This is a genomic window from Paenibacillus sp. 598K (assembly GCF_003851045.1).
Lineage (GTDB): Bacteria > Bacillota > Bacilli > Paenibacillales > Paenibacillaceae > Paenibacillus_D.
Genome location: NZ_BFBX01000050.1, coordinates 27331 through 53093 on the forward strand (window position 1 = coordinate 27331; position 25763 = coordinate 53093).

The 25763-nt window shown below is 59.4% G+C and carries 19 protein-coding genes; 17 read left to right on the top strand and 2 right to left on the bottom strand.

The window, feature by feature from the left end; translation table 11 throughout:
* The 6 genes from PA598K_RS15930 to PA598K_RS15955 all read left to right on the top strand — a co-directional run.
* The coding region (locus PA598K_RS15930; protein ID WP_128657937.1) for an extracellular solute-binding protein at window positions 1-718 on the top strand (718 nt) is incomplete at its 5' end.
* Window positions 719-787: 69 nt separating this feature from the next.
* Window positions 788-1648, top strand: a complete 861-nt coding sequence (locus PA598K_RS15935) for a carbohydrate ABC transporter permease (protein WP_260405438.1) — start codon at window positions 788-790, stop codon at window positions 1646-1648.
* A gap of 5 nt (window positions 1649-1653) precedes the next feature.
* Window positions 1654-2970, top strand: a complete 1317-nt coding sequence (locus tag PA598K_RS15940) for a carbohydrate ABC transporter permease (RefSeq protein ID WP_128657920.1) — start codon at window positions 1654-1656, stop codon at window positions 2968-2970.
* Window positions 2971-3013: 43 nt separating this feature from the next.
* Window positions 3014-5707, top strand: coding sequence for an alpha-L-rhamnosidase (locus PA598K_RS15945; protein WP_185602019.1), 2694 nt, complete (start codon window positions 3014-3016; stop codon window positions 5705-5707).
* Between the two features lie 85 nt (window positions 5708-5792).
* Window positions 5793-8018, top strand: a complete 2226-nt coding sequence (locus PA598K_RS15950; RefSeq protein WP_185602020.1) for an AbfB domain-containing protein — start codon at window positions 5793-5795, stop codon at window positions 8016-8018.
* A gap of 129 nt (window positions 8019-8147) precedes the next feature.
* Window positions 8148-8504, top strand: coding sequence for a nucleotide excision repair endonuclease (locus PA598K_RS15955; protein ID WP_128657923.1), 357 nt, complete (start codon window positions 8148-8150; stop codon window positions 8502-8504).
* Window positions 8505-9268: 764 nt separating this feature from the next.
* Here PA598K_RS15955 and PA598K_RS36235 read toward each other — a convergent pair.
* Window positions 9269-9406, bottom strand: a complete 138-nt coding sequence (locus PA598K_RS36235; RefSeq protein WP_185602021.1) for a hypothetical protein — start codon at window positions 9404-9406, stop codon at window positions 9269-9271.
* 472 nt (window positions 9407-9878) lie between these two features.
* Between PA598K_RS36235 and PA598K_RS15960 the strand changes: the two genes are divergently transcribed.
* From PA598K_RS15960 to PA598K_RS15990, 7 genes are all read left to right on the top strand, one after another.
* Window positions 9879-11291: a polysaccharide deacetylase family protein gene (locus tag PA598K_RS15960; RefSeq protein WP_260405436.1), complete on the top strand. Its 1413-nt coding sequence runs from the start codon at window positions 9879-9881 to the stop codon at window positions 11289-11291.
* 46 nt (window positions 11292-11337) lie between these two features.
* On the top strand, window positions 11338-12654 hold the full coding sequence (locus tag PA598K_RS15965; RefSeq protein WP_128657925.1) for a nucleotide sugar dehydrogenase: 1317 nt from the start codon (window positions 11338-11340) through the stop codon (window positions 12652-12654).
* A gap of 15 nt (window positions 12655-12669) precedes the next feature.
* Entirely contained in the window at window positions 12670-14514 is a 1845-nt protein-coding gene (locus PA598K_RS15970; protein ID WP_128657926.1) for a glycosyltransferase family 2 protein, read from the top strand.
* Window positions 14515-16239, top strand: coding sequence for a polysaccharide deacetylase (locus PA598K_RS15975; RefSeq protein WP_260405437.1), 1725 nt, complete (start codon window positions 14515-14517; stop codon window positions 16237-16239). It begins immediately after the preceding gene.
* A 37-nt stretch (window positions 16240-16276) separates the two neighbouring features.
* Complete coding sequence (locus PA598K_RS15980; RefSeq protein WP_128657927.1) at window positions 16277-17326, top strand: glycosyl hydrolase; 1050 nt, start codon at window positions 16277-16279, stop codon at window positions 17324-17326.
* Between the two features lie 128 nt (window positions 17327-17454).
* Window positions 17455-18243, top strand: coding sequence for a VLRF1 family aeRF1-type release factor (locus tag PA598K_RS15985; RefSeq protein WP_128657928.1), 789 nt, complete (start codon window positions 17455-17457; stop codon window positions 18241-18243).
* Window positions 18244-18459: 216 nt separating this feature from the next.
* Window positions 18460-18879, top strand: coding sequence for a VOC family protein (locus PA598K_RS15990; RefSeq protein WP_128657929.1), 420 nt, complete (start codon window positions 18460-18462; stop codon window positions 18877-18879).
* Between the two features lie 77 nt (window positions 18880-18956).
* Here the strand turns inward: PA598K_RS15990 and PA598K_RS15995 are convergent, their stop codons facing one another.
* Entirely contained in the window at window positions 18957-19814 is an 858-nt protein-coding gene (locus PA598K_RS15995; RefSeq protein ID WP_128657930.1) for an AraC family transcriptional regulator, read from the bottom strand.
* Between the two features lie 150 nt (window positions 19815-19964).
* Here PA598K_RS15995 and PA598K_RS16000 point away from each other — a divergent pair, with 150 nt between their 5' ends.
* The 4 genes from PA598K_RS16000 to PA598K_RS16015 form a co-directional block, all read left to right on the top strand.
* Window positions 19965-20456 (top strand): MarR family winged helix-turn-helix transcriptional regulator, encoded by a 492-nt coding sequence (locus PA598K_RS16000; protein ID WP_128657931.1) that lies wholly within the window; start codon window positions 19965-19967, stop codon window positions 20454-20456.
* Window positions 20446-21963 carry an MDR family MFS transporter gene (locus tag PA598K_RS16005; RefSeq protein WP_128657932.1) on the top strand — a complete coding sequence of 506 codons (1518 nt, stop codon included), beginning with the start codon at window positions 20446-20448 and terminating at the stop codon, window positions 21961-21963. Before PA598K_RS16000 ends, PA598K_RS16005 begins: the two co-directional genes overlap by 11 nt.
* Window positions 21964-22188: 225 nt before the next feature.
* Window positions 22189-23946: an ABC transporter ATP-binding protein gene (locus PA598K_RS16010; RefSeq protein WP_128657933.1), complete on the top strand. Its 1758-nt coding sequence runs from the start codon at window positions 22189-22191 to the stop codon at window positions 23944-23946.
* Window positions 23943-25763, top strand: a 1821-nt coding sequence (locus PA598K_RS16015; protein WP_148091955.1) for an ATP-binding cassette domain-containing protein, incomplete at its 3' end; no start/stop codon positions are given. The genes PA598K_RS16010 and PA598K_RS16015, both read left to right, overlap by 4 nt.

Here is a 25763-nt window from a genome sequence, read left to right on the forward strand (position 1 = left end):
ATACTATGTATGGCAGGCGGGCGGCGACCTGACCGAGAGGCAGCCGGACGGCACGGCCAAGCTGACGCTGACCTCGGATGCGACCGTACAAGCGCTACAATACTACAAGGACTTGAAGTTCAAATATAAAGCGACGCAGAAAAACGTCGTGCAAAGTCTGGACGACAACCAGAAGGACTTTTATACCGGACGCGCGGCTTCCATGCTCGCGGGCTCGGACTGGTTTTTCGGCATGGTGTCGCGTGGGATGGAGCTTGAGAACATCGGCTTCTCCAGCCTGCCGGTTGGTCCATCGGGCAAATCGCCGGCGCAGGTCGGCGGCAGCTACTGGATCGTGAATCCGAAGTCCACCCCGGAGCAGCAGCAGGCGGCGTTCACGTACGCCACCTATCTGACCTCCAAGGAGGTCATCGAGAAGGGCTTGAAATGGGGGCAGGAAAACGGCATCTTCCCGAATCTGCTGTCGGTCCGCTCGGACGTGGATGTAACCCAATTCGTCGACGGGATGCCGGAGGACCTGCTGGTGAGCGTACGCGAGGCGGCCAAAGAAACGCGTCTGGAATACTTCCTCAAAGCCCGCTTGAGCCCGTATGTCGTCAAGCCGATCCAGCAGGTGCTGCTCGATGAGAAGGTGGACCCGCTGGCGGCGCTGGAGGCGGCGCAGAAGCTCGCGCAGACGGAGGTCATCGACAAGTATAACGCCGAAATTAAAGGCTAAGGCTCATCGGGATTCTGCCACAAAGGAGAATCCCGATTCTTATTCAAGGGGGGAGAACCGTTGGCGAGAATGTCGAACATCCGCTGGATCGCCGTGCTGTTTTTGCTGCCATCCGTGCTCTGTTACCTGCTCTTTAAATACTATCCGCTGCTTAGCATGGTCTACATCAGCTTTTTTCGCTACAGCATCGTCAACCCGCCGGGCGAATTTGTCGGTTTGGCCAACTACATCGAGTTTTTGAGCTCATCGACGTTTTGGCAGGCCGTGTACAACACCTTCGTGTTTTTTGCGCTCTATCTCGGCTTGACGTTTTGGCTGCCGATCGTGCAAGCCTTGCTGCTCAGCGATATCCGCAAAGGCAATGCGTTTTTTCGCTTCATGTATCAATTGCCGACGGTCATGCCGGCTGTGGCCGGCGTCCTCGTCTGGAAGTGGATGTACAATCCCGACTACGGCTTGCTGAACTACTGGCTTTCGTTTGTGGGGCTAGGCCCCTACATGTGGCTCAATGATATGAGCATGACCAAATTCGCCATCGTCCTGCCTGCGGTATTCGCTGGCGGCGGCGTCTCGCTGCTCCTCTATTTTTCGGCGATTCGTTCGATTCCAGCCGAGATCCTGGAGGCGGCCAAGGTTGACGGTGCGGGGCCGTGGCGGAGGATGTGGACGATTTTGCTTCCGAACATGCGCTTCATTATTCTCATCCAATTTATCGCCTTCATGACCGGCATTCTGCTGGCTTACGATAATATTTATGTGATGACGCAAGGCGGTCCGGCAGGCAGCACGACAGTCGTCTCGATGCTGGTCGTCAATACCGCGTTTCAGCAATCGCGCTTTGGCATCTCCGGCGCTATGTCGCTGTTTATGTTCGTGTTGATCGCGCTGCTGACGATCGTCCAAAATAAAATCTCCGCAGAAAAGGATTGAAGGACATGGAACGCGCACGCATCGTGGAGAAAGGACAACGGTCGTTAACGATAACGGCCTATGTAGTGACGATTTTTTTCACCCTGACGGCTCTCATCCCGCTGTTGTGGATGGTGTCCTCGGCATTCAAATCGGACAATGAAATCGACGCCTATCCTCCCAAGTGGGTGCCTAGCATCCCCCGATCCATCGAGGTTACGCTCGATTATACGGGGCAGCCGTCAGTGGATAGGAACGCCTATGAGCTGGATGCGATGGAGGCGATCTGGTATCCCTGGATGAAGAATCTGCGCGAGGGGATCGGCCAGGTGAAGATCATCGGGGTGCGCGAGGGCAAGGCTCTCTACGAGGCGACGACGACGTCCGCCGCATTCCGCACCGGGCAGCCGGTCGTGGTGCCGTCCACGCTCTTTAACGAAGGGATGATGAAGCTCAAGCTGCCGTATATTCAGGAGCAGAAGCTGTCCAAGTTCAAATGGTACGGCGAGGATGGTCGAGCCCAGGCAAGTCAGACAGAAGGGACGGAGAGCAGCGAGCTGCTCCGGAAGTTTGCCGGCTTTTACGAGTCGACGGACTTGATCGATGGCCGCGTGCTGGCGATGGAGGAGCGACCGGTCTGGCTCCGTATGTTCGACAGCTTCCTATCGCTCCATGCGATCGCCGCAGACGCGGTCGGAGCGCTAGGCTTTGCCAAGTACTTTTTGAATAGCGCGATCGTTACGCTGTCCTCGGTGCTCCTCCAGATGCTGCTTGGCGGCTTGGCCGGCTATGCGCTGGCGCATCTGATGGACAGCAGACGGTGGCAGTTGTTTTGGGTGATGTTTTTTCTCGCGACCATTATGATCCCGGATATTTCATTGCTGCTGCCGCTTTACCTGCTGATGAAGGATCTGGGGCTGGTCAATTCGCTCTGGGCGATCATCCTGCCCCATTCCGCCTGGGGCATCGTCATTTTTTTGTTCAAGGGCTTTTTCGAGCAGGTCTCCAAGGAGCTGCTGCAGGCGGCGCGCGTCGATGGAGCGGCGGAGCTGCGCATCTTCACGCAGATTGTGATCCCGCTCTCGATCCCGATTTTCGCCACTGTCGGCGTCCTGACCTTCATTCCTGTATGGAATGAGTTCGTCTGGCCGCTGATAGTCAACAACAAGCCGGAGTATTGGACGTTTACCGTCGCGCTCAACGATCTGCAGAACAAAAGCAACGTGCAGCAGAACATGATTATGGCCAGCTCCTTCCTCTCGTTGCTGCCGCTGCTGCTCGTCTTCATCCTGGCGCAAAAGTATATCGAGAAGGGCGTGTCGTTTACAGGGGTGAAAGGGTGAAGGGGCGAGCAAGCGTCTCTAATCGACGAAAGGAGTGATGCTCATGCTGCTAGAGGGGGTGGACCGCATCCTGCCATGCGAGCTGCAATGCGAATCTGTAACAAAGCCTCTGGCGATCCAGACCGATCGTCCCCGCTTCAGCTGGCGGCTGCTGGCAGAAGGACGAGGCAGGCGCCAGACGGCATATCGGGTCATGGTCGCCGACCAGCCGGAGCGGCTGGAGGCGGGGGAGGGGCTATGCTGGGACTCGGGCAAGACCTACTCGGATCACACCTTCGACATCGTTTACGGGGGGAGTCGATTGGATAGCGCTTCGCGTTATTACTGGCGCGTCGTGGCCTGGGACGAGGAGGATCGGGAGGGGCTGCCGAGCGAGATCAGCGCTTACGATACGGGACTGCTGGAGAGGACGGACTGGTCGGCCTCCTGGATCGGAGCGCCGGAGGCGTCGGGGTCGCCGCTCTTCCGCCGGGAGATAGACATCGAGCAGCCGTGTGTGCGAGCGATCGCCTATATCGCCTGTCTCGGCTATGGCGAGCTGTACGTCGATGGAGCCAAGGCAGGCGAGCGCGTCCTTGATCCGCACTGGAGCGATTATGACGATCGGACCATCGAGGGGCTGCTGTACCCGTATCAGGATGCGGGGCTGAAGTCGGTCTATTATGTCGCCCATGATCTGACGGCTGAGCTGACGCCGGGGCGGCATGTCCTCGGTCTCATGGTGGGCAATGGGTGGTATCGTCAGACGGCGCGCACGGTCGAAGGGCAGATGGCCTACGGCATCCCCCGAGTGCTGCTGCAGGTGCACCTGCATTATGCGGACGGCAGCGCAGTGCGCATCCTCACCGACGAGACGTGGCGCTGCGCGCCAGGTCCGATCGTCTCCGATCAGCTCTTCGTCGGCGAGGTGTACGATGCCCGGCTCGAGCAGCCGGGCTGGTGCGAGCCGGGCTTCGATGATTCGCCCTGGGCATGCGCTCAGGAGCTGCCGGCGCCGAGCGGACGGCTGCGGGCGCAGCTGTCGCCGGCGGACCAGGCACGAGGGACGCTCCGGCCGATCCGGCGATGGACGGATCGGGAGGGCGGCTATCTGTTCGACCTGGGGCAGAATATCTCGGGCTGGGTGCGGCTGTGCGTCGTTGCGCCCAGAGGGGCGCGGATCGTCATGCGGTTCGCGGAGGAGCTGGGGGATGACGGCGCGCTGGATTATGACAGCGCGGGCGGCGTCGGGCAGATCCAGCGCGATGTCTATATCGCCAAGGGCGAGGGAGTAGAGCGCTACGAGCCGCGCTTCGTATGGCACGGGTTTCGTTATGTCGAGGTAACCGGGCTGGTCGGCGAGCCGACGGACGATACGGTGCTCGGCGTCGTCGTGCATGCCGCCGTCGAGCAGGCAGGGGAGTTTGAATGCTCGGACGAGCGGCTCAATCGGATACAGGAGCTGTATCGGTGGTCGCAGCTGACCAATCTGCACAGCGGCGTGCCCAGCGATTGTCCGCATCGCGAGCGACTGGGCTATACCGGCGACGGCCATGTCACTGCCCAAGCGGCCATATACAACTTCGGGATGGCGGCCTTTTATCGTAAGTGGATACAGGATATCGCCGATGCCCAACACCAGGCGACCGGCTTCGTCCCCCATACGGCGCCGTTCAACGGCGGCGGCGGCGGGCCGGGCTGGGGCAGCGCGTATGTCATCCTGTGCTGGCAGCTCTATCGGGCTTATGGCGATCGGAGCGTGCTGGAGGCGCATTACGAGGGGATGGCGCGCTGGGCGGCCTATCTGCGAGGCTGTACGGATGATGGCTGCATCGTTGTCCGGGAGGAGCCGGGGAGCTGGTGTCTGGGCGATTGGTGCATTCCCGGCGAGCTGGAGCTGCCAGAGCAGGTGGTCAACACGTATTTCCACGCCGAGGTGAATCGTCTCCTGGGGCAGATTGCTCACGTGCTGGGCAAGACGGAGGACGGGCTCGCTTACGAACGGCGGTTTGCCGATATTTGTCGCGGCTATAATGAAGCTTTTCTCGATTGCAAGCGCTTGCAGTATTCGATCGGCAGACAAGGCGCGGATTTCTTTGCCTATGCTCTGGGGTGCGTGCCTGAAGATATCGAGCCTGCGATACGGCAGCGACTGCTAACCCAATATTCGCTATCGCAAGGGGGCGCTATCGATACCGGGATCTTCGGGACGCCGCTGCTGCTGGAGGCGTTGGCGGACTGGGGCGCGATCGATCAGGCGCTCGAGCTGGCCCTCAGCGACGAGTATCCGGGCTATGGCTATATGCTGCGGCAAGGCGCGACGACGTTATGGGAGCGCTGGGATGGCCTGGAGTCGCATAATCACCCGATGTTCGGCAGCATCAGCGCCTGGATGTTCGAGCGGCTGGCGGGGCTGCGGATGTGCGAGGACGCTGTAGCCTTTGGCCGTGTCCGCGTGCAGCCGCCGCTGCGCTCGCGCCTTGCCTCGGCCCGGGCGACGCTGTCGACGATCCGCGGGCGCTATGCCGTCTGGTGGGAGCGGGTCGGGGAGCGGTTTGTCATCGAATTGGCGGTGCCTCCCAATGGCGCGGTCGAGCTCGTACTGCCGGGTGTCTATGAGCTGAAGGTAGCAGAGCGCGGAGAGCCGCTGGCCGAGGGCGTCGACTATCGCATACGCTCCGGTCGGATCGCGCTCGGCTCGGGAGACTATCGGATCGAGGGCAGGCTGACCGGGGAGGAGGTGACGGCTGTACGCTGAGTTCCTTCGACAGGAGAAAGCTTGTTGACGCAATAGGCAGGAATGGCTAGCGCAATGCAATCCATGAATATGAGGAGCGATGATGATGATCGTCAAGAAGCAGCAGATGTCCTTCAAGAAGCTGGTAGCCCTTGCTGTATTGCTCGCGATGATGTGCGCTACGGTAGTTGTCTTCCCGGATGCGAGCTATGCCGCATCCTCTGCCGTCATCCGATATGACCAGAGCATGGGGGAGCGCGATCCTAATGTGTTCGGCGGCGCGATCAATGTGCTCGACGGCGCTTCGGATGTCGATGCCTTGCGAGCCGCAGGCGTCACGATGGCGCGCCGCGATGTGTACCTGTCCCAGATCCTGCCCAATACGACTGTGGCGCAGTATCTGGCCGATATGTCGGTGCCCGGCGGGGTAGACGATCCGAGCACATGGGACTGGAGCCAGTACGCCTGGGTGGATACGTATCATAACAAGGGTATGAAAAACATGCTCATCTTGTCCTACAACGTGGCCTGGCTATCCTCGAGCAACAATAACAATGGCGTCCCCAAAAACTGGGTCGTCTACGAGGATATTATCAAAAAAATCGTGCAGCACTTTGCTGGCAAAGTCGACTATATCGAGGTGTGGAACGAGCCCGACCATGCGAACTTCCTGGACCTGACCAACAGCGGCTATACGAGCAGACTGACGGCCTACAAGGACATCTATCGACATGCGGCCAATGCGATCCGCACTGTCAACGCGACGATCCCGATCGGCGGCCCCGTCTTGTCCAATACCGATACGAGCTGGGCGGACGCTATGCTGAAGGATGCGACGATCAAGCCCAATGTCAACTTCCTCTCCTATCATCAATACCAGCAAAATCCTGACGGCGAGCAAGCGATCGTCGCGTTGCGGAATGTAGCCGCAGCCAACGGTGTCCCGGATATGCCGATCTATCTTACCGAGTGGAACTGGGATTGGCAATATATCGGCTCCCCGATGAACAATGACTCGGTCGATGCGATCCCCTATGACGCGCAACGACTCGGAGACATGATCTATCAAGGCGTGGCGGGGGCGGCCTACTTTGCCTTTAACAAGCAGACGACGCACCCGGACTTCTACTCCATCTATGCCAACGGCAACCTTACGCCGAAGCTGAGCGCCTATCGTCTACTCTCCAAGCAGCTCGGACTCGGCGACGGCAAGTTCCTGTTGCGAGGCAGCAACTGGAGCAACGGCGCGGCGACGATCGTCGCCAGAGGCGCGACGAATGCCGCTGGCCATCCGGTGGCCTGGGTGGTGAACACGTCGACGGCCGGCGACCAGCTCGCGCTCACTTTCCAGGGGCTGAAGCCTGGAGTGCAGTATACGGCGACCGCATATGAGGCCAGCCGCTGGCAGGATGCGACCTCGTCCAGCTTTACGACCTCGTTCACCACCGACCTTAGCGGCAATGGCAGTATCAGCTTCTGGCTCCCGTACAAGGCGGTTGTCGGTCTCAAGCTGACGGAGCAAGACAATCGTACGAATCTGGCGTTGCAGGCGTCGGCGACGGCTGACTCGCATGTGATGAGCGGCTTCGAGGCGGGCAAGGCGGCCGACGGCAACGATGCTACGCGCTGGGCCTCCGCCTATACGAGCGGCACGCATTGGCTAACGATGGATCTGGGCGCGGCGAAGTCGTTCAACGAGGTTGATGTGTATTGGGAGACGGCGTACAGCGTCGACTATACGGTGCAGGTATCGGCCAACAACAGCAGCTGGACCACTGTGAAGACAGTGACCGGCAATGCATCGCCGGGGTGGAAGGTGCACCGATTCCCGCTTCAGAATGCGCGCTACATCAAGATTAACAGTACAGCGGCAGCTTGGGGTCAAGGCGTCAGCATCTTCTCGGTCAATGTCTATCGCGATGAGTATACGAGGCTCGAAGCCTCGAGCAGTGTCGGCTCCTACGTGCGTCACCAGAACAGCCGCGGCCGCATCGACGCCACGATCGATCCGTTCGCCGACTCCCAGTTCCGCCGGGTGCCGGGCCTGGCTGACTCGGGTGGCGTCTCCTTCGAATCGGTCAACTTCCCGGGACGGTATCTGAGACATAAGAACGGCGAGCTCTGGCTCGAAGCGAACGATAACTCGACCTTGTTCAAGCAGGATGCGACCTGGTGGGTCAGACCCGGCCTGGCGAACGCGACGCGGTCATCCTTCGAATCGTACAATTATCCCGGCGCTTATATCCGTCATCGCGGTTCCTTGCTGTATAATGAAGCCGTCACGACCGCCCAAGCGGAAAGCGACGCCACGTTCCGCATCTATACGGAGTAATTAGCTGCGATTGCAGGTGACGGGATCACAGCACACCGACACTTAGCTGCGATTGCAGCAGACAGTCTACACGACGTCTGCTATAATAGGTGCACGAAGAGCAGAGCAGCTAAAAGGGAGCGAACGCATATTATACTCATTACCATGCCAAAGCCGGACGTTACGATATACAAGCAGCAGGACCCGCAGCTTAGCCATATTTACGGCTTTACGGATTTCCACCTCATTACGCGGGAAGACGGCGGGATCTTCATGTTCTATAATGACCAGGACGAGCTGCTGTTCGTCGGCAAGGCGCGCAAGCTGAGACCACGCATCAAAAAGCACTTCGAGGACTCGGTATCCGTCATGAAGGATCATCGGGAAGAGGTGGCGAAGATCGAGGTTTGCCTCGTATCGAGCCCCGTCCATCGCGAAATCTACGAAACCTACATTATTAACGAGCTGAAGGCAAAATATAATGTAGACAAAGTGATGTACAAGTAAACGGCATTGCCGTTCGCGTAGCGTCCAGTACGAGAAGGCGGGGGCGGGCCGCTTCAGTTCCTCCGGCACAAAACAGGCTAGCGCCCTTTAGGGCGGCTGGCCTGTTTTCTGTATCGAGTCCATAACTGCAAACATCCTCTGCCGTGCGCTGGTCCGCCACTATGCCATCATTAATGCCCTTTGTTCCTCTATTGCACGCAAAGTGCGGTAACCAATAAGATGCTCATCGCTCGCTTCCGGGTTGTCATAAGTAGTGTGCACCGTCCTCATCTAAGTATACTCAGACCGACTTGCCTTGCTTGCGATCGTCCCCCAGAAGTAGCTAATAAAGCGTTGCCATTCTTTTGTATGAGATGCTACCATGATTAATGGAGAGATTTAGCAGAAATGTGAGCTGTGGTGCTTAGGAAGGAGCAGGAATGAGGTATCAAATAATCATCATTAGCGGACTGTGTTTATTTGCATTATTTTATATGTATATAAACAAAGGAATCAGCGGAACTAACCTATTACTTTCTTTTCCGCTGGTATTGATTATGCTTGCGTCAATCGCGTTAAGAAAACGCATGAATAAAGCTGTAGTCATTTCCTTCAGTGTTGTGGTTTTTGTTGTTGCAGTTTTAGTAGTAGAAGTGTTCAGTAGTTAATTGAATTGATGAGTGGCAAATAATTAAACAGCGTATTAACCTTGCAGTAACAAGCGTAGAGAAAAAACAGGCCAACCGTCGTAACGGTCGGCCTGTTTGGTATGCGGATGAAGCAGATCATATAAACGGAGATGTATGCTCCGAGACTTCCTTCACCGCTTTGTAGATCAAATAGGGAACCAATCCAATACCGAAGGCTCCAAAGCTGAGACCTTTCAAAAATGCGCCCCAATTTCTTTTGGTTTCTTGTTTCATAACCAATCGTCTCCTCTCATTGTCCATAGCATGCGGGTCCGCATCATGACAGCATAGGCAGCATGGCAAGCTGGTCTATGTTGAGAGATGGTGTAGATCCGTTCCAAATGTTGTAAGGAATATAGCTTGAATGTGACTATTATATGAATTTTCTGAAAACATGTCAATGATTATTTTCATCCTTCGCTGGCTGGGATTGCCACAGCGCATTCAAAAATTCGACTTGCAACCATTCATTTTCTTTTCCATCAACTGCCCGTTGACGTAGTATTGTTTTTTGGGCGATAATACATGTGAATAAGATGTTCCATTGGCATAAAGGTCATTTATCACAGGTCATTGTAGTGGTGACTTAAGGAATGGCCTTATTTTTCTGTGTTATTAATTACATTTATTAACTAAAAGGGGATAATTTAATATGAAAATTCCTGGGCTTACGACTCGATTATCTCCACTAGGATGGAAGTCAAAGTTGAGCTTGGTTTTGCTATGCCTTTGTATCATCCTGTCGGGGTGCTCACAGTCAGGAGATGGTGCTAATCCGCCGCCCGTCGTGCCCAGCACGGAGCAGCCGATCGAGCGGTATACGGGCGAGCCGAGCGAGCAGATCAGTTATGTGTATACGACGATGCGGGAGCTGTCGCTGACCTTTAATGGATTGGCGGAGCGGGACGAGCTGATGCCGTTGCTGGATGCGCTGGACCGCTACAAGGTGAAGGCGACGTTCTTCGTGCCCGGCATACGGGCGGCCGAAGAGCCGGACCTCGTCCACGAGATCGCGGCGCGCGGCCATCAGATCGAGAACAATGCGCTCGACGGCACCGACCTGACGGAGCTGCAGTACAACCAGATCTACCATCAACTGCGACTGACCAACGAGATCCTCGAGCGGGAGACGACGGTCAAGCCAAAGTACATCCGCACACGCTCCGGCAGCTTCAGTGATGATGTCCGACTGGCAGCGGCCCACCTGGGCATGGAGGCGGTCATCACCTACAGCATCAACCTGCAAAGCTGGAATGGCGATGCGGCGTCCAAGGTCGAGGACTACGTCATGACCAACATTACGCGCGGCGGCATCATCGCTCTCAATACAGAGAACAATCCGGACTTGCTCAAATCGCTCGAGATGGTCATCACATCGGTCCAGAAGGTTGGCTACTCGTTAGTACCGCTGAATCGTCTGCTGGAGTACAAGCATGAGCGCAAGCCGCTCGAGCAGATCGATGGCTATGATGCGGCGAAGATCAATCCCGATTATGGGAATGCTGAATACGAGGTTATCTACAAAGCAGATCGCAACGACAAGCAGATCGCCCTCACCTTCGATGACTGGGGCACCGACTACACAGTGACTCGTCTGCTGGATCTATTGAAGGAAGAGAATATTAAGGCGTCGTTTTTCCTGCGGGGCAACGGACCCGAGCGCAACCCTAACCTGGCGCGGGCGATCGCTGAGGACGGACATGATGTGGCCAATCACACCTACAGTCACCCGGTTATTACCAATCTGTCGCCGGAGGAGATCCAGGAGGAGGTCGTCAAGGCCCATCAGGTCATCACCGAGGCGATCCAGCAAAAGCCGGTCATGATGTTCCGCCCGCCGACGGGCGCCTTTGACGAGGAGACGGCCAAGATCGTCGCCGCTACCGGGTACCGGACGATCGCGATGTACGATGTGACGACGCTGGACTGGGATCGGAGCAATGACGCGGATCATATCGTCAAGACGATTATGGAGAATACGGAGAGCGGCAGCGTGATCCTCCTCCATATTCTTGATGGGCTGCATACGCTCGAGGCTTTGCCGACGGCGATCCAGAAGCTGCGCGATCAAGGTTATACGTTTGTCAAAATGTCGGAGCTGGTCGACCTTCAATCCTGACCGAGATAGAGAGAGACCATACTAGAAGCGGGAGATGAGCGAAGTCATGAATGAAGCCTATGAGAGGCTGAAGGATGGACAAGACAAGCTGGCAGTCATCGGTTTAGGTTATGTCGGACTGCCGCTGGCAGTGGCCTTTGGACGCAAGGTGAATGTCATCGGGTTCGATGTCGATGCCCGCAAGATCGAGACATGTCGGCAAGGCCGCTCGCCAATCGATGATGTCAGCGATGATGAGCTGTCGAGCGCAAACATCGCCTTTACCAGCGACGAGGGCGCGCTTGCCGAGGCCAGCTTCCTCATCGTGGCGGTGCCAACGCCGCTCCAGTCGGACAAGGTGCCTGATCTGAGCTACATCCGCAAAGCGAGCGCGCTCGTCGGGCGGCAATTGCGCCGGGGAGCGACCGTCGTCTTCGAATCAACCGTCTACCCGGGCGTGACCGAGGAGATCGCGGGTCCGATCCTGGAGGCAGAGTCAGGGCTGAGGTGCGGTATCGACTTCCGGCTCGGCTACTCGCCCGAGCGGATCAATCCCGGCGACCAGGTGCACCGCCTGGACAACATCGTCAAGATCGTCTCCGGGATGGATAAGCCGACGCTGGAGCTGGTCGCCGCCGTGTACGAGTTGATCGTCGAGGCTGGCGTCTATCGCGCCGAATCGATTAAGGTCGCCGAAGCGGCCAAGGTGATCGAGAATGCGCAGCGCGACATCAACATCGCTTTTATGAACGAGCTGTCGATGCTGTTCCACCAGCTTGATATCGATACGCAAGCCGTGCTGAGAGCGGCGGGTACGAAGTGGAACTTCATGCATTTCGAACCGGGTCTGGTAGGCGGACACTGCATCGGCATCGATCCATACTACCTCACCTACAAGGCAGAGGGTCATGGCTATCGCTCCCGCATCATCCTGGCGGGCAGACATATCAACGACGGGATGGGCCCCTACATCGCCCAGCAGCTGATTAAGCAGCTGGTCAAGGGCAAGCAGGACCTCTCGTCGATCCGTATCGGCATCCTGGGCATTACGTACAAGGAAAACTGCTCCGACATCCGCAACTCTCGCGTCCCCGATATTATCAGCGAGCTGGCAGAGTACGGGGTGACGACGCTGGTCAGCGACCCGATGGCCGATCCTCAAGAGGTGTGGGAGGAGTACAGCGTCCGGCTATGCCCGATCGAGGAGATGCGCGACTTGAGCGCCATCGTCGTTGCGGTGCCGCACGAGGCTTACGCGGCCTTGGGCCCGCAGGAGTTCGACCGTCTGTACGAGGGCAGCCCGCTCAAGCTGATGGTCGATGTGAAGAGCTTGTATGATCGGTCCGCGTACGAGGCGCAAGGGTATGTATATTGGAGCTTGTAAGAGAGGAGGGGCGACATGTGGTGGCGCAAAGATAAACAACCGATAGAGGAAAAGCTGTCTGTAACCCGCGGCGACCGACGTGCGCTCTCGCGCGTCCCCGACCCGGAGCAAGTAAGGACCGGCAGCGAGCGACGCGGTTCAGCGGATAGCGAGGGAGACGAGTCGGTATTCAGCATGCGGTTCGTGGCCGACTTTAATGTGAGGCTGACGGATCGACGTCGTGGCAAAAAAGGTTACGAGGTCAAGGCGGCGGACATCTCGACGACCGGCATCCTGGTTGAGCTGGGGGGCGACGATGAGCTGGCAGAGCAATACAAGGTGGGCACCAAGTGCCATCTGCGCTTTGATATTCCGCCCGGCACGATGCCCGAAGGGTTCGAGTCCGCTGTGCGGGTGGACGCCGAGGTGGTGCGCGTCTTTCGCCGCGAGGAGAACGGCACATCGCGCTGGATGGCAGGCTTTGTGTTCAACGAGCCGCTGACGCATTATTTTAAACGCCGGCGTTGGGGATACTCCATCTATATGGCGAGCACGATGCTGCTCCTCTCGGTGCTGTTCATCATGCTGATGCGCGCCGAGAGCATCCTCTACTTCAAGTACAACTGGCTGCTCTATCTGTACAGCATCATCGCGGCGGTGTTCCTGATCAGCCGTTATCTGTTCGGAGCGCTCTACCGCGATGTGCCGGTCGATCCGCATTATACGCCAGGCGTCTCGATCATCATCCCTTGCTTCAATGAAGAGCAATGGATCCGCCGGACGGTGCTCAGCTGCATCAATCAGGACTATCCGGTGGACAAGCTGGAGGTTATCGTCGTCGATGACCGCTCGACCGACCGCTCGGTGGAGGAGATCCAGAAGTTGATCGACCTCGTCCACAAGGAAGCGGAGCGCTTCAACGTCAAGGATCGGCTCAAGCTGCATGTGCTGCCGGTCAACGGCGGCAAGCGCGAGGCGCTCGTCAAGGGCGTGGAGATGGCCAAGCACCCGCTCGTCGTCTTCGTCGACTCGGACAGCTTCCTGGACTATTCGGCGATCCGCCATCTCGTCCAGCCGTTCAAGGACCCGCAGATGGGCGGCGTGGCCGGACGTACCGATGTCGAGAACAAATTCACCAACTCGGTGACCAAGCTGCAGACGGTCCGCTACTATATCGCTTTCCGCATTATGAAGGCGGCCGAGTCGTACTTCGATAGCGTGACCTGTCTGTCGGGGCCGCTCTCCTGCTATCGCAAGGACCTTGTCCTGCAGCACAAGGACGCCTGGCTCACGCAGAAGTTCCTGGGCCATCCGGCAACCTTCGGCGACGACCGCAGTATGACCAACTACATCCTGCAGACGCATCGCACAGGCTATCAGGACAAGGCGATCTGCTCGACGATCGTGCCCTCCGACATGGGTGTCTTCCTGAAGCAGCAGATGCGCTGGAAACGGTCGTGGCTGAGAGAGTCGTTGCGGGCGGGCGGGTTTATCTGGCGCAAGGAGCCGTTTATGGCGCTATTCTTCTACATTGGACTCATCGTACCGATCGCAGCGCCGGTTATCGTGCTGCACAACCTGGTGTATGTGCCGCTCGTGCACGGGATTTTCCCAGGCACCTTCCTGATGGGGCTGCTGCTCATGGCGTTGCTGATGAGCTTCGCGCATCTGCTGTTCCGACGCAGCCGACTATGGATTTTTGGCATCGTATTTTGTATCTTCTATGAGCTGGTCTTGCTATGGCAGATGCCCGTGGCATGGGTGACCTTCTGGAAGTCGACCTGGGGCACGCGGCAGACGCCGCAGGACGTGGAGGCTCAGGAGCGTAAGGAACGGAAGCGCGCGCGCAAGCGGGGCAAGGAGAGCGGCGTATCGCTCTAGATGACTGACCTGCAATCAATCTACTACAAGGAAGGAGCTGCGGCAAAGGTGGACCAGACGTTCGACTACCTCAAAAAGAACAAACGCAAACGGGTGCGAACGGTGTTGCAGCTGGCGTTGCTGCTGGCGCTCGGCTATCTCGTCATCCATGCGGTATTCGACATCGAGACGTATCGGGAGCCGGCAAGGCCGCAATGGACCAGCGACAAGGGTTTCGTCGCTCTGTCTTACTTTGGCGTCAGTCGCTCGGGTACGCCGACGCTGATCGCCAAGGATCGGCTCGAGCAGCATCTGCAGGCGTTGTATGATCACGGCTATACGTCGATCGCCCAGCAGGACATCCTGGACTATTACAAGCAAGGCAAGCCGCTGCCTGAGCGGGGATTGTTCCTCTCCTTCGGCGATGGGCGCAATGACTCGAGCCTGTTCGCCCAGCCCTTCATGGAGCGGTATAACTTCAAGGCGACGATGCTGTCCTACGCCAACAAGATGGACGGCAAGGACTCCAAGTTCCTGACGCCCAAGGAATTGCTCAAGATGACGCGCAAGGGCTACTGGGAGCTCGGCAGCAACGGCTATCGGCTCACCTACATCAACATCCATGACGAGGACGGACGATTCATCGGTCTGCGCGACGAGGGGGAATTCCCGGAGATCGATTGGGCGCGCTCGTATACGCATTACCTGATGGACTTCCTGCGGGATGGGGACGGCATCCCGACCGAGGACAAGACGGAGATGGACGAGCGTATTACCTATGACTATAACGAGATGGAGCGGATCTATAAGAGCACGCTCGGCGACGTGCCCAGCACGTATATGATCATGCACGCCAATACGATGTACAACGGCATGAACCATCTAGTCGAGAAGGTAAATGCCCGCCATATCCCGCGCCTGTTCGACATGCACTTCAACCGCGAGGGCAGTGCCTTCAACGGCGCGGGCGGCGAGCTCTATAATCTGACGCGTCTGCAACCGGCGCCATATTGGTACACCAATCATCTGCTCATGAAGCTGAGAGAGGACACGGGCGATGCGATGCAGTTCATCGTCGGCGATACGAAGCGCGCCGAAGATTGGCAATTGCTCGAAGGCGCGGCCGAGCATATCGACAACCGGATCGCGCTGACCTCGACGCCTGGCGGTCCGGGCAGGCTCTATCTGACCGGGCATGAGAGTGAAGGGGATGTGCAGGTGAAGGCTCGGCTCTCCGGCACTGTCGTCGGTCAGCAGTCGGTCTATGTGATCTACGACCGCGAGCGAGCCGCATATGTCCAGGTGAAGCTGGCGGACAATGTGCTGCACGTCATCGCCAAGCAGCCGGGGCAAGAGGCCAAGACAGTCTGGACGCATGAGTTCCCCGGACTGGAGAAGAATCGGCAGTATCCGCCTGGCATGATGCAGCAGCGCTCGCTCGAGGCGACGCTGCGCGGCGAGCGTCTGACGGTGAACATGGATGGCGTCGTCCTGTCCGAGGGGATCGAGGTCGGCGAGGCAGCGGCGAGCGGCGGGGTGCTTCTGGAATCGGAAGCTAGTCCGCTGAACAAGAAGGATACGATCTATGACGGCGTATTCGACAATGTTGAGGTGCGGACGATCCGTGCCGACGGCAGCGTCGGTAAGGCGATCTATGACAACCGGCTGCGAGGCGTGGAGCTGGTCGTCGCCAAGGTGCGTGGGGCGGTGAATCATGCGGTCGATTGGGCGATCGAGACGTTCTGACGCCCTGGGAGCGGAACAGACAGGGAGGCGAAGCGAGATGAAGAGACGTCGTGCGGGCTGGTGGCTGGCGGCATCCGCAGCGGGACTATGCGCTGCGGCAGGAGCGATCATCTGGCTCACCGACCGTCAGGAGCCGGTGTATGAGCCGGCTCCCGGTCCGCTCGAGCTGAGTGCGTGGCTGCCGGAGTGGCAACGGGAGGCGGGACTGACCGATGCACTGCAGCTGGAGCCGCAGCTGGCAGGGCTGTACGCCTTTGGCATCTACTTTGACGAGTCCGACCGGCTGCTGATGCGCGATGCCTTCGCTACGGTGTGGGACGAGCTCGCCGACTATGGCGATCATCGCGAGGCGTTGCATCTGACGCTGGTCAATGACCGGATCCTGGAGGGCGGCGCGTCGGTGCAGAAGGACCCGGAGCTGGTCGGGCGTCTCGTCGCTACACCGGAGAGCCGAGCCCGACATATCGACGAGATCCTGCAGCTGGCGGGGCGTCTCGGGGCAGTAGGCGTCGAGGTCGACTATGAGCGGATCGAGGAGAAGGCATGGGACGGCATGCTGCGCTTCATCGGCGAGCTCTACGCAGCGACCGAGTCGCATGGTCTGGCGATGCGCGTCGTCCTGGAGCCGCGCGCGCCGCTCGAGCGGCTGAGTCTGCCGGAAGGTCCGCAATATGTGATGATGGCGTACAATCTGCATGGGCCGCATAGCGGACCGGGGCCAAAGACGGATCATGCAATGATCCAGCGGCTCACGAAGCGGCTGAAGAGCGTCCCGGGGCGACCCGTGCTGGCGCTCGCGACCGGCGGCTTCGACTGGGGAGCGGACGGCAAGACGGCAGCGCTCACCGAGCAGCAGGCGGCTGCGCTGGCCCGCTCGACAGGCAGCGAGCCGGAGCGGGATGAGGCCAGCGGTGCGTTGATCTTCAGTTATTCGGGCGACAGCGGCGATCATACCGTATGGTATGCCGACGGCGAGACGCTGACCCGGTGGATCGGCTGGTCTCGCCAGGGCGGGATCGACCGGATCGCGTTATGGCGTCTCGGAGGGATGCAGCCAGAGACCGTGCATCGTTTATTGCTATACTGAAGACAACTACAGGACTTGTTGCCTCCGATTGCGGGCGGGCAGTAGGTCCTTTTTGCCATTCTAGGGCGCCATTGGTTGAGCCTTTGAGCGATCGGGTAATGGAAGGGGCAAAGGAGGTAGAATAAACGATGAAATTTCAAGATCAATTGTCGCGCTTGAAAGAACGAGTCTTCTCCCCCGAGCATCAAGTCCTGACCGTCTATCTGAACACTGAGCCCGAGCGCAAGCAGCAGACCTCATGGAAGCTGCATCTGAAGAACGGCATGAACCGACTGACGGAATACGCGCGCGCCGAAGGCGACAATGCGCAGGAAAAACAACTGATGAAGCTGCATAGTCTGCTGGAGTCCACGATTAACGAACACCGAGGCGACCTCAAGCGGGGGATCGTCCTTGTCGTATGCCCGCAGGCGGGCGTCCTGTTCCTGGAGAAGCTCCAGGTGCCCTCGCCCAACGCATTCTACTGGCAGAGCGAGCCGGAGCTGGAGGAGCTGGAGAGTCTGTTCCGCCAATATCCGGCGGCAGGCATCGTGCTCGTCGGCAGCGACAGCGTCACGGTCGTCGATACGATGCTGGGCGAAGTGGAGCGCGAGTGGAATTATGAGTGGGACAGCGACAGCGAGGACTGGAAGCAATACCAGGGCATCGCGGCCTCGGTGCGGACGGCCTCGGGGGCGCGCCATCGCGACCAGTTCGACAAGCGCCTCGGCGCGAATCGCCAGCGCTGGCTGAAGCGGCTCTCGCCGATCCTCGAGCGTCACAGGCAGCGCAACCGCTGGCAGGAGATCGTCCTGGCCGGCGAGTCCGGCCTGACGCAGGAGCTGGCCAAGGAGTTGAACGGCAGCCAGCCGCGCATCCTCGCCAAAAACCTGAACGGCATGACGGCCAATCAAGTGCTGCAGGAGGTCTACACCTAGCGGTCCCATGCAGCAGCAGCGACGGACGGGACGCATACGCAGACCGGCTTTGCCTTGGCGTTTTGCCAAGCGAAACCGGTATCGGGAGTATGGGCTCAAAAAGGCGGCGCAGCCGTGGCTCGATGCTCTGCGATGAGTCGTTGCACCTTGCCAACCGCGAGCAGGCTCATTATACTGGGCATGTACGATATACCTATCTAAGGCGGTGTCCAGCACATGGCGAATAACAGTATATTGAGCGGCGGCGGATTCCATCATATCGCGATTCGCGTAGCCGATTTTGAAGCATCGATCCGATTTTACGAGGCGCTTGGCTTCCGCGAGAAGATCCGCTGGGGCGAGGGAGACAGCCGCGGCATCCTGCTCGACTCCGGCGACGGCAACTATATGGAGATCTTCGCAGGCGGCACCCGCGAGCCTAAGCCTGAGGGCGCGCTCCTGCATGTCGCCTTCCGCACCGACGATATCAACGCAGCGATCGAGGTCGCCCGGGCCGCCGGCGCCGAGGTAACGGTCGAGCCCAAGGATCTGATCATCTGCCCGGACCCGCGGACGCCTGTCCGGATCGCGTTCTTCAAAGGCCCGGACGGCGAGCTGATCGAGCTGTTCCAGAGCACCGGCGAAAATCCACTGTAAGACGGCACGCGCGCTCTTGTCCGAGGACAAGCCTTCAAACTCACGGCAACGTGGGGGTGAAGGCTTTTTTTTGGCGATCAGAGCGACATGGCGTCCGATGCGAGCTTCCGATGGTCGCGCGGCGCGGCGCCCATCACTTTTTTGAACATGCGGGAGAATAACAGCTGATCGGGATAGCCGACCGATTGGGAAATCTCGCCGATGGAGAGCGAGGTGGTTTTCATCAGCTCGGCCGCCCGCTCCATCCGATAGCGGATCAGATAGTTTTGCGGGGTTGCGCCGACGATCTCCTTGAACAGCTTGGACATGTACTTGCGGTTCAGGTTAAGCTCGCGCGCCAGATCCTCGATATTGATGCTATGCGAGTAGTTCATCTCGATGAAATGGAGCGCCTGCTGGATATAATGCTCCCGGATATTGCCCGCGTACTCCTCCGGCGGCGCTGCGCCGACGGCATCGATCAGGATGCCCAGACATTCGTAGAGCGCGCCGAGCAGCTTCAGATCGCGGCTATGCTCCGAACGTACGGCTGCGAGCATCCGCTCGAAGCAGCGGTTGATCCGCTCCTGATCATCGTTGTCGCTGACGAACACCGGCTGGCCCCGCGACAGACGGGCGCGCTTCAGATAGCTCTCGGCCTGCAAGCCGTTGAAGGCGACCCAGGCATAGGACCAGGGGTCCTCGGCATCGGCTTGGTAGGCGCAGGAGGTGTCGGGGCAGATCAGGAAGCCGCCGCCAGGTCCGATCGTATGCGTCTGGCCGCCTGTGGTGAAGGTGCCGCGTCCCGAGCTGACGAAATGAATCTTGTAGTGGTCCTTGACGCCGGGGCCCCAGCTATGGCCGGGCGCGCAATTTTCCGCTCCGCAATAATACAGCTTCAGGTCCATATTGATCGCCCGCGGCTGGAATTGAAAGGCAAACGGTTCGTTAACCATGTTGTGGCTCCTCTACTCCGCGCCCGTAGGCGCAGGGATAATCTCAGTATAGCATAGCCGATATTGCAGGGGGCGTATTGACAGAAGAGAATTGATATTCTATCATTGGTCAATGAGTTGACTATTTAGGAGTGAAAGAAATGGAGGGGCATGGAACTGTATAGCAATCATCGGCGCGAGATCATCCTGCAGATCTACCGCGCTTCGCTGTTGCTGGATAAATCGGGGCGCGAGCTGGTGTCGCGACAAGGCTTGAGCAGTAGACAACAGTGGCTTCTGCTGGGTATCCTGTACTTCGAGGGCGAGCAGTCTCTGCGCGACCTGGCGAGCCATATGCTGGTATCCAAGCAGAACATCACTGGCATGGTGCAGCGCCTTCAGTCGGGAGGATATGTAGAGACAGCCGAGGACGAGAGGGATCGGCGTGTGACCCGCGTTACGATTACGGAGCGAGGGCGAGAGGTCTATGACGCGCTGGTCCGCAGCGGAAGGGAGCAGGGCAGGGACATTTTCCGCAACTTCGACTGCGCCGAGCTCACGGAATTGCTGCGATTAATGAACCGGCTAGTCGGAGATCTTATGGATAGAACCGACAGAACGATTACAGGAAGAGAAGAGGAAAATCGATATTATGGTCATTAATCAAGCACATACGAAATGGATTGTACTGGGCCTGCTGCTGGGCCTGTTCATGGCCGCGCTCGACCAGACGATCGTCTCGACGGCGATGCCGACCATCGTCGGCGAGTTCGGGGCTTATAACAAGCTGGTCTGGGTGTTCTCGGCCTATATGATCGCGAGCGTTATCGCAACGCCGATCTTTGGCAAGCTCTCGGACATGTACGGGCGCAAGCGTTTTTTCCTGCTGGGCCTCGGAGTCTTCCTGCTCGGCTCGATCCTGTGCGGCATGGCGACGAGCATGGATCAGCTCATCATTTATCGCGCGATGCAGGGCATCGGCGGCGGCGCGATTATGCCGCTCTGCTTTGCCGTCATCTTCGACATCTTCCCGCCGGAGAAGCGGGGCAAGATGAACGGCTTGTTCGGAGCCGTATTCGGTCTCTCCAGCGTGTTCGGTCCGCTGGTCGGAGCCTACTTTACAGATTACATCGACTGGCGTTGGATCTTCTATATCAATGTACCGATCGGCATCGTCTCGGTGACGCTGCTGATGGTTTTCTTCCGCGAGGTGGGGGACAAGCGCAAGCAATCGATCGACTGGGGCGGCGCCGTGCTGCTCGCAGCGACGATCCTCTGTCTTATGTTCGCACTGGAGATGGGCGGCCGCAACTACGCCTGGGACTCCTGGCAGATCCTCGGTCTGTTCGCCGCTTTCTTGGTAGGTCTGGCGCTATTCCTGCTCGTCGAGAGCCGCGTCGCCAACCCGATCGTGGCGCTCCATCTGTTCCGCAACAAGGTGTTCACGGCCAGTCAGTTCTCCAGCTTCCTGTACGGGGCGATCATGATCTCGGGCGCGACCTACATCCCGATCTTCGTCACCGGCGTCTACGGCGGCAGCGCGAGCGACGCGGGACAGACGCTCATGCCGATGATGCTCGGAGTTGTCGCCTCCAGCGTGCTGGGGGGCCGCTTCGTCGGCAAGTTTATGTACCGCAGCATTATGCTCGTCTCCGTGACCATCTTGCTCGTCTCGCTGGCATTGCTGGGCACGATCAATGTCGATACGGCGCGTTGGGTCGTCACACTCTACATGGTTTGTGTAGGACTTGGCATCGGCGTCTCGTTTGTCGTCTTTAACCTGGCGACGCTGCACAAGGTCAGCCCGCAGTTCAAGGGAGCAGCGACCTCGATGATCGTCTTCTTCCGGACGATCGGCTCGGCGCTTGGAGTGACGATATTCGGCGTCATCCAGATCGGGCGATATCAGGACAATATCGCGAGCGCTCTCCAGGACCCGGCGCAGCAGGCGCAGTTCAGCGACCCGCAGGCGCTGCTCCAGAGCGGCGTGCGCGACGCGCTGCCGCCCGAGCTGCAGCAGCAGTTGGTTACGGGACTGGCCGAGTCGGTGGCTTATATTTTCCAATGGACGATCGTGCTGGCGGCGGTGGCCCTGCTGCTCATCCTCCTGCTGGGCAAGGCCAATGTCGAGCCCTCCGAGGGCGAACGGCCGGCCATGAGCTTCGAATAACGTGTGAGATCGAAGGCCCATCTCGCTTGCCGAGTGTGATCCCGCGATGTGGAGTTATGGAGCCTCTGAGCGTGCCTTGTCGGCAAGCTCGGGGGCTTTTGACGTCTGGAGCAGGAGGGAGGCTACGCTCCAATACGGCGATAGCCAAGCTGCGGCGCTTCGATTACAATGGGGAGACGTGATTGGTCTAACCATGACTTATGGCAAAGGAGGAGACATGTGCAGATGAAGCAACGATTCCAAACCTCGCTCAGTCAATATTACGATCTGCTGAAGCGCTATCTGCTGCCTCAGCGCAAGACGCTGATCGGCCTCGCAGCGCTGCTGCTGACATCGATCGGCCTGCAGCTCGTCAATCCACAGTTGATCCGCTACTTCATCGACAGCGCGCAGTCCGGCGGCGCGATGCAGCAGCTCATCTATGCGGCGCTCGCCTTTATCGGCTTCTCGCTGCTGCATCAGCTCATCTCCGTGATCGCCACCTACGTGAGCGAGAATGTCGGCTGGCAGACCACCAATACGATGCGCAGTGATCTGGCAGCTCACTGTCTGTCGCTGGACATGTCCTTCCATAAGGAGCATACGTCAGGCGCAATCATCGAGCGCGTCGACGGCGATGTGAATGCGCTTGCAAACTTTTTCTCCAGCTTTATCATCCATCTGGCAGGCAATCTGCTGCTCATGATCGGCATCGTCGCCCTGCTGTTCCGGGAGAACTGGCTGATCGGACTCGGGATGACGATCTTCGTCGCCGGAGCGCTCTATCTGATCCAGTGGATCCGCAAGTTCGCGGTGCCGATCTGGACGCAGTGGCGGCAGGTCAATGCGGAGATGTACGGCTTCCTCGGCGAGCAGCTGGAGGGGACGGAGGATATCCGGGCCAATGGCGCGGCTGGCTTCGTGATGGGGCGTTTCTTCGAGTTGATCCGGCGTATGCTGCCGATTCGCATCCGGGCGTTCCTCGGCTTTGCGCTCATGTGGACGACGACGATCGTCGTGTTCGCGCTCGGCAATGCGCTGGCGTTTGGCATCAGCGCCTATCTGTTCGCAGGCGACGCGATCTCGATCGGCACCGTCTATCTGATCTTCCACTATACCGAGCTGCTGAGCAAGCCGATCGAGAAGATCCGCACCCAGTTCGAGGATCTGCAAAAAGCCGACGCCAGCATCGTCCGCATCCGCGAGCTGTTCGAGACGAAGCCGCGGATCGTCGACGGGCGCGGCGACCCGCTGCCGGAGGGGCCGCTGTCGGTCGCTTTCCGCGAGGTCGAGTTCGGCTATGAGGACGAGCTGCGCAACCTGAAGCGGCTCAGCTTCGAGCTGGCGCCGGGCGAGGTGCTCGGCCTGCTGGGCCGTACCGGCAGCGGCAAGTCTACGATCGCCCGGCTGCTGATGCGCTTCTACGATCCGCAAGGGGGCGCAGTCGAGCTGGGCGGCGTCGATATCCGCCGCTGCAAGCTCGCCGAGCTGCGCAAGAAGGTGACGCTAGTGACGCAAAATATCGAGATCGTCCAGGGCAATGTTCGCGACAACCTGACGTTCTACGACCGCTCGGTTCCCGATGAGCGAATGGAGGCGGTGCTGCGCGAGCTCGGGCTGGGCGGCTGGTATGACGCCTTGCCGGAGGGGCTCGATACGCCGCTCGACTCGGGCGGCGGCTCGCTGTCCGCCGGCGAGGCGCAGCTGCTGGCATTCGCCCGGGTATTCCTGACCGAGCCGGGGCTCGTCATCCTCGACGAAGCGTCCTCGCGGCTCGATCCGTATACCGAGCATTATATCGAGCAGGCCGTCAGTCGGCTGTTGCAGGAGCGGACCTGCATCATCATCGCCCATCGGCTTAATACGATCCAGCGCGCGGACCGCATCCTCATCATCGAGGATGGCGAGCGGCTAGAGGAGGGCGACCGCCGGACGCTGGCGGCTGACCCGGACTCCCGATTCAGTCGGATGCTGGCTACGGGGATGGAGGAGGTGCTGGCATGAAGACATCGACCTTTATGTGGCGGTTGATCCGCTATGAACCGGTGCGCTATAGCCTCAATGCGCTCATGTGGACCTTGATCGCGCTGGCGCCGGTCGTCCCGGGCCTGCTGACCAAGGAGTTTTTTGACCTGTTGGACGGCCGGGCGACGCTCAGCATCGGGGTGTGGGGCTTGATCGCGCTGCTCGTCGGGGCGGCGCTGGCGCGGGTCGCGCTCATCTTCGTCGGCTTCATCACAGACGTGCAATACCGGTTCCGGATGGGGATGCTGCTGCGGCGCAATATGCTCGAGCATATCCTCAAGGAACCCGGCGCGCGGGCGATCCCGGTGTCGCCGGGCGAGGCGATCAGCCACTTCCGCGACGATGTCGATCAGACGGAGGAGGCGGTGAGCTGGTCGGTGGACGTCATCGGCATGCTGGTGTTCGCCGCCGTATCGGCCTACATCCTGCTGCGCATCGACGTCCAGGTGACGCTGCTGGTGTTCCTGCCGCTCGTCGTCGTCGTCACCGCCGCGCAGCTCGCGACCTCGCGGCTCCAGCGCTACCGGGCGGCGAGCCGCGAGGCGACGGCGCGGGTGACGGGCGCGATCAGCGAGATGTTCGGCAATGTGCAGGCGATCCAGGTAGCTGGCGCCGAGGAGCGCGTCGTCGCGCGCTTCCGCGACCTGAGCGACCGGCGGCGTCAGACGATGCTGAAGGACCGTCTCATGACCGAGGCGCTCGACTCGGTATTCTCCAATACGGTCCACATCGGCACCGGCCTGATCTTGCTGCTGGCGGCTTACAAGATGCGGGCGGGCACCTTTACGATCGGCGACTTCGCCTTGTTCGTCTATTATCTAAACTTCGTCACGCAATTCATCACCAACGTCGGCCGCTTCCTCACCTTCTTCAAGCAGATGGAGGTAGCGCTGCGCCGACTGACCGCTCTGCTCCAGGGCGCGCCGGCCCAGGTGCTGACGCTGTTCAGGCCGCTCTACCTCGGCAAGCGGGAGACCCCGCCGACGTCCGGGGGCGATGAAGGGGCGATAGGGCGGGGCGGCTACAGCCAGAGTGCGGATCAAGGCCGTGATGCAGCAGCGAAGGGTCAGAACGGTCATGGCGGCGACAACGCTGCGACCGATCCAGGCAGGGCGACCCATCCAAACATGACGACCCGTCCAGGCACGGCGAGCGACCGAATGGCGGCCGGTGCCAGCGAGAGCTCGCGAGCCCCGGTCAACGATCCGGACTCAGCGATCGGTAGCGGCGCTTCTGGCGATCCTCGGCTTGCCGCTGATCCACGCGTGGTATCCGCAGCGTGGCTGATGCGACTAACCGCAACCGGGCTCACCTACCGTTATCCCGAGACGGGGCGCGGCATCACAGACGTCAGTCTGGAGCTGGAGCGCGGCTCCTTTACGGTCATCACCGGCATGGTCGGCGCGGGCAAGACGACGCTGGTGCGAGCGATCCTCGGCTTGTTGCGGCTGGATGCGGGCGAGATCTGGTGGAACGGTGCACCGGTCGAGGACCCGGGCAGTTTTTTCATGCCGCCTCGCAGTGCCTATGCCTCGCAGGTGCCCCGTCTGTACAGCGATACGCTCTATAATAATATCCTGCTCGGCGAGACGGGCGAGGACGGGCGGCTGGAGCGGGCGGTCCATACGGCGGTGCTGGAGCGAGATGTCGGGCGGCTCGAGCGCGGGCTGGAGACGATGATTGGTCCGCGCGGCGTCAAGCTGTCCGGCGGTCAGGCGCAGCGGACCGCCGCTGCGCGTATGCTCGCGCGCCAGGCGGAGCTCTATGTATTCGATGACGTGTCGAGCGCGCTCGAC

What these genes read in the sequence shown, in the direction of transcription:
- PA598K_RS15940 (WP_128657920.1), top strand. Translation starts at nt 1,654, where the DNA reads ATGGAACGCGCACGCATCGTGGAGAAAGGACAACGGTCGTTAACGATA.
- PA598K_RS15965 (WP_128657925.1), top strand. Translation starts at nt 11,338, where the DNA reads ATGAATGAAGCCTATGAGAGGCTGAAGGATGGACAAGACAAGCTGGCA.
- PA598K_RS15970 (WP_128657926.1), top strand. Translation starts at nt 12,670, where the DNA reads ATGTGGTGGCGCAAAGATAAACAACCGATAGAGGAAAAGCTGTCTGTA.
- PA598K_RS36235 (WP_185602021.1), bottom strand. Translation starts at nt 9,406, where the DNA reads ATGAAACAAGAAACCAAAAGAAATTGGGGCGCATTTTTGAAAGGTCTC.
- PA598K_RS15990 (WP_128657929.1), top strand. Translation starts at nt 18,460, where the DNA reads ATGGCGAATAACAGTATATTGAGCGGCGGCGGATTCCATCATATCGCG.
- PA598K_RS15985 (WP_128657928.1), top strand. Translation starts at nt 17,455, where the DNA reads ATGAAATTTCAAGATCAATTGTCGCGCTTGAAAGAACGAGTCTTCTCC.
- PA598K_RS15995 (WP_128657930.1), bottom strand. Translation starts at nt 19,814, where the DNA reads ATGGTTAACGAACCGTTTGCCTTTCAATTCCAGCCGCGGGCGATCAAT.
- PA598K_RS15980 (WP_128657927.1), top strand. Translation starts at nt 16,277, where the DNA reads ATGAAGAGACGTCGTGCGGGCTGGTGGCTGGCGGCATCCGCAGCGGGA.
- PA598K_RS16010 (WP_128657933.1), top strand. Translation starts at nt 22,189, where the DNA reads ATGAAGCAACGATTCCAAACCTCGCTCAGTCAATATTACGATCTGCTG.
- PA598K_RS15950 (WP_185602020.1), top strand. Translation starts at nt 5,793, where the DNA reads ATGATCGTCAAGAAGCAGCAGATGTCCTTCAAGAAGCTGGTAGCCCTT.
- PA598K_RS15945 (WP_185602019.1), top strand. Translation starts at nt 3,014, where the DNA reads ATGCTGCTAGAGGGGGTGGACCGCATCCTGCCATGCGAGCTGCAATGC.
- PA598K_RS15975 (WP_260405437.1), top strand. Translation starts at nt 14,515, where the DNA reads ATGACTGACCTGCAATCAATCTACTACAAGGAAGGAGCTGCGGCAAAG.
- PA598K_RS15935 (WP_260405438.1), top strand. Translation starts at nt 788, where the DNA reads ATGTCGAACATCCGCTGGATCGCCGTGCTGTTTTTGCTGCCATCCGTG.
- PA598K_RS16000 (WP_128657931.1), top strand. Translation starts at nt 19,965, where the DNA reads ATGGAACTGTATAGCAATCATCGGCGCGAGATCATCCTGCAGATCTAC.
- PA598K_RS16005 (WP_128657932.1), top strand. Translation starts at nt 20,446, where the DNA reads ATGGTCATTAATCAAGCACATACGAAATGGATTGTACTGGGCCTGCTG.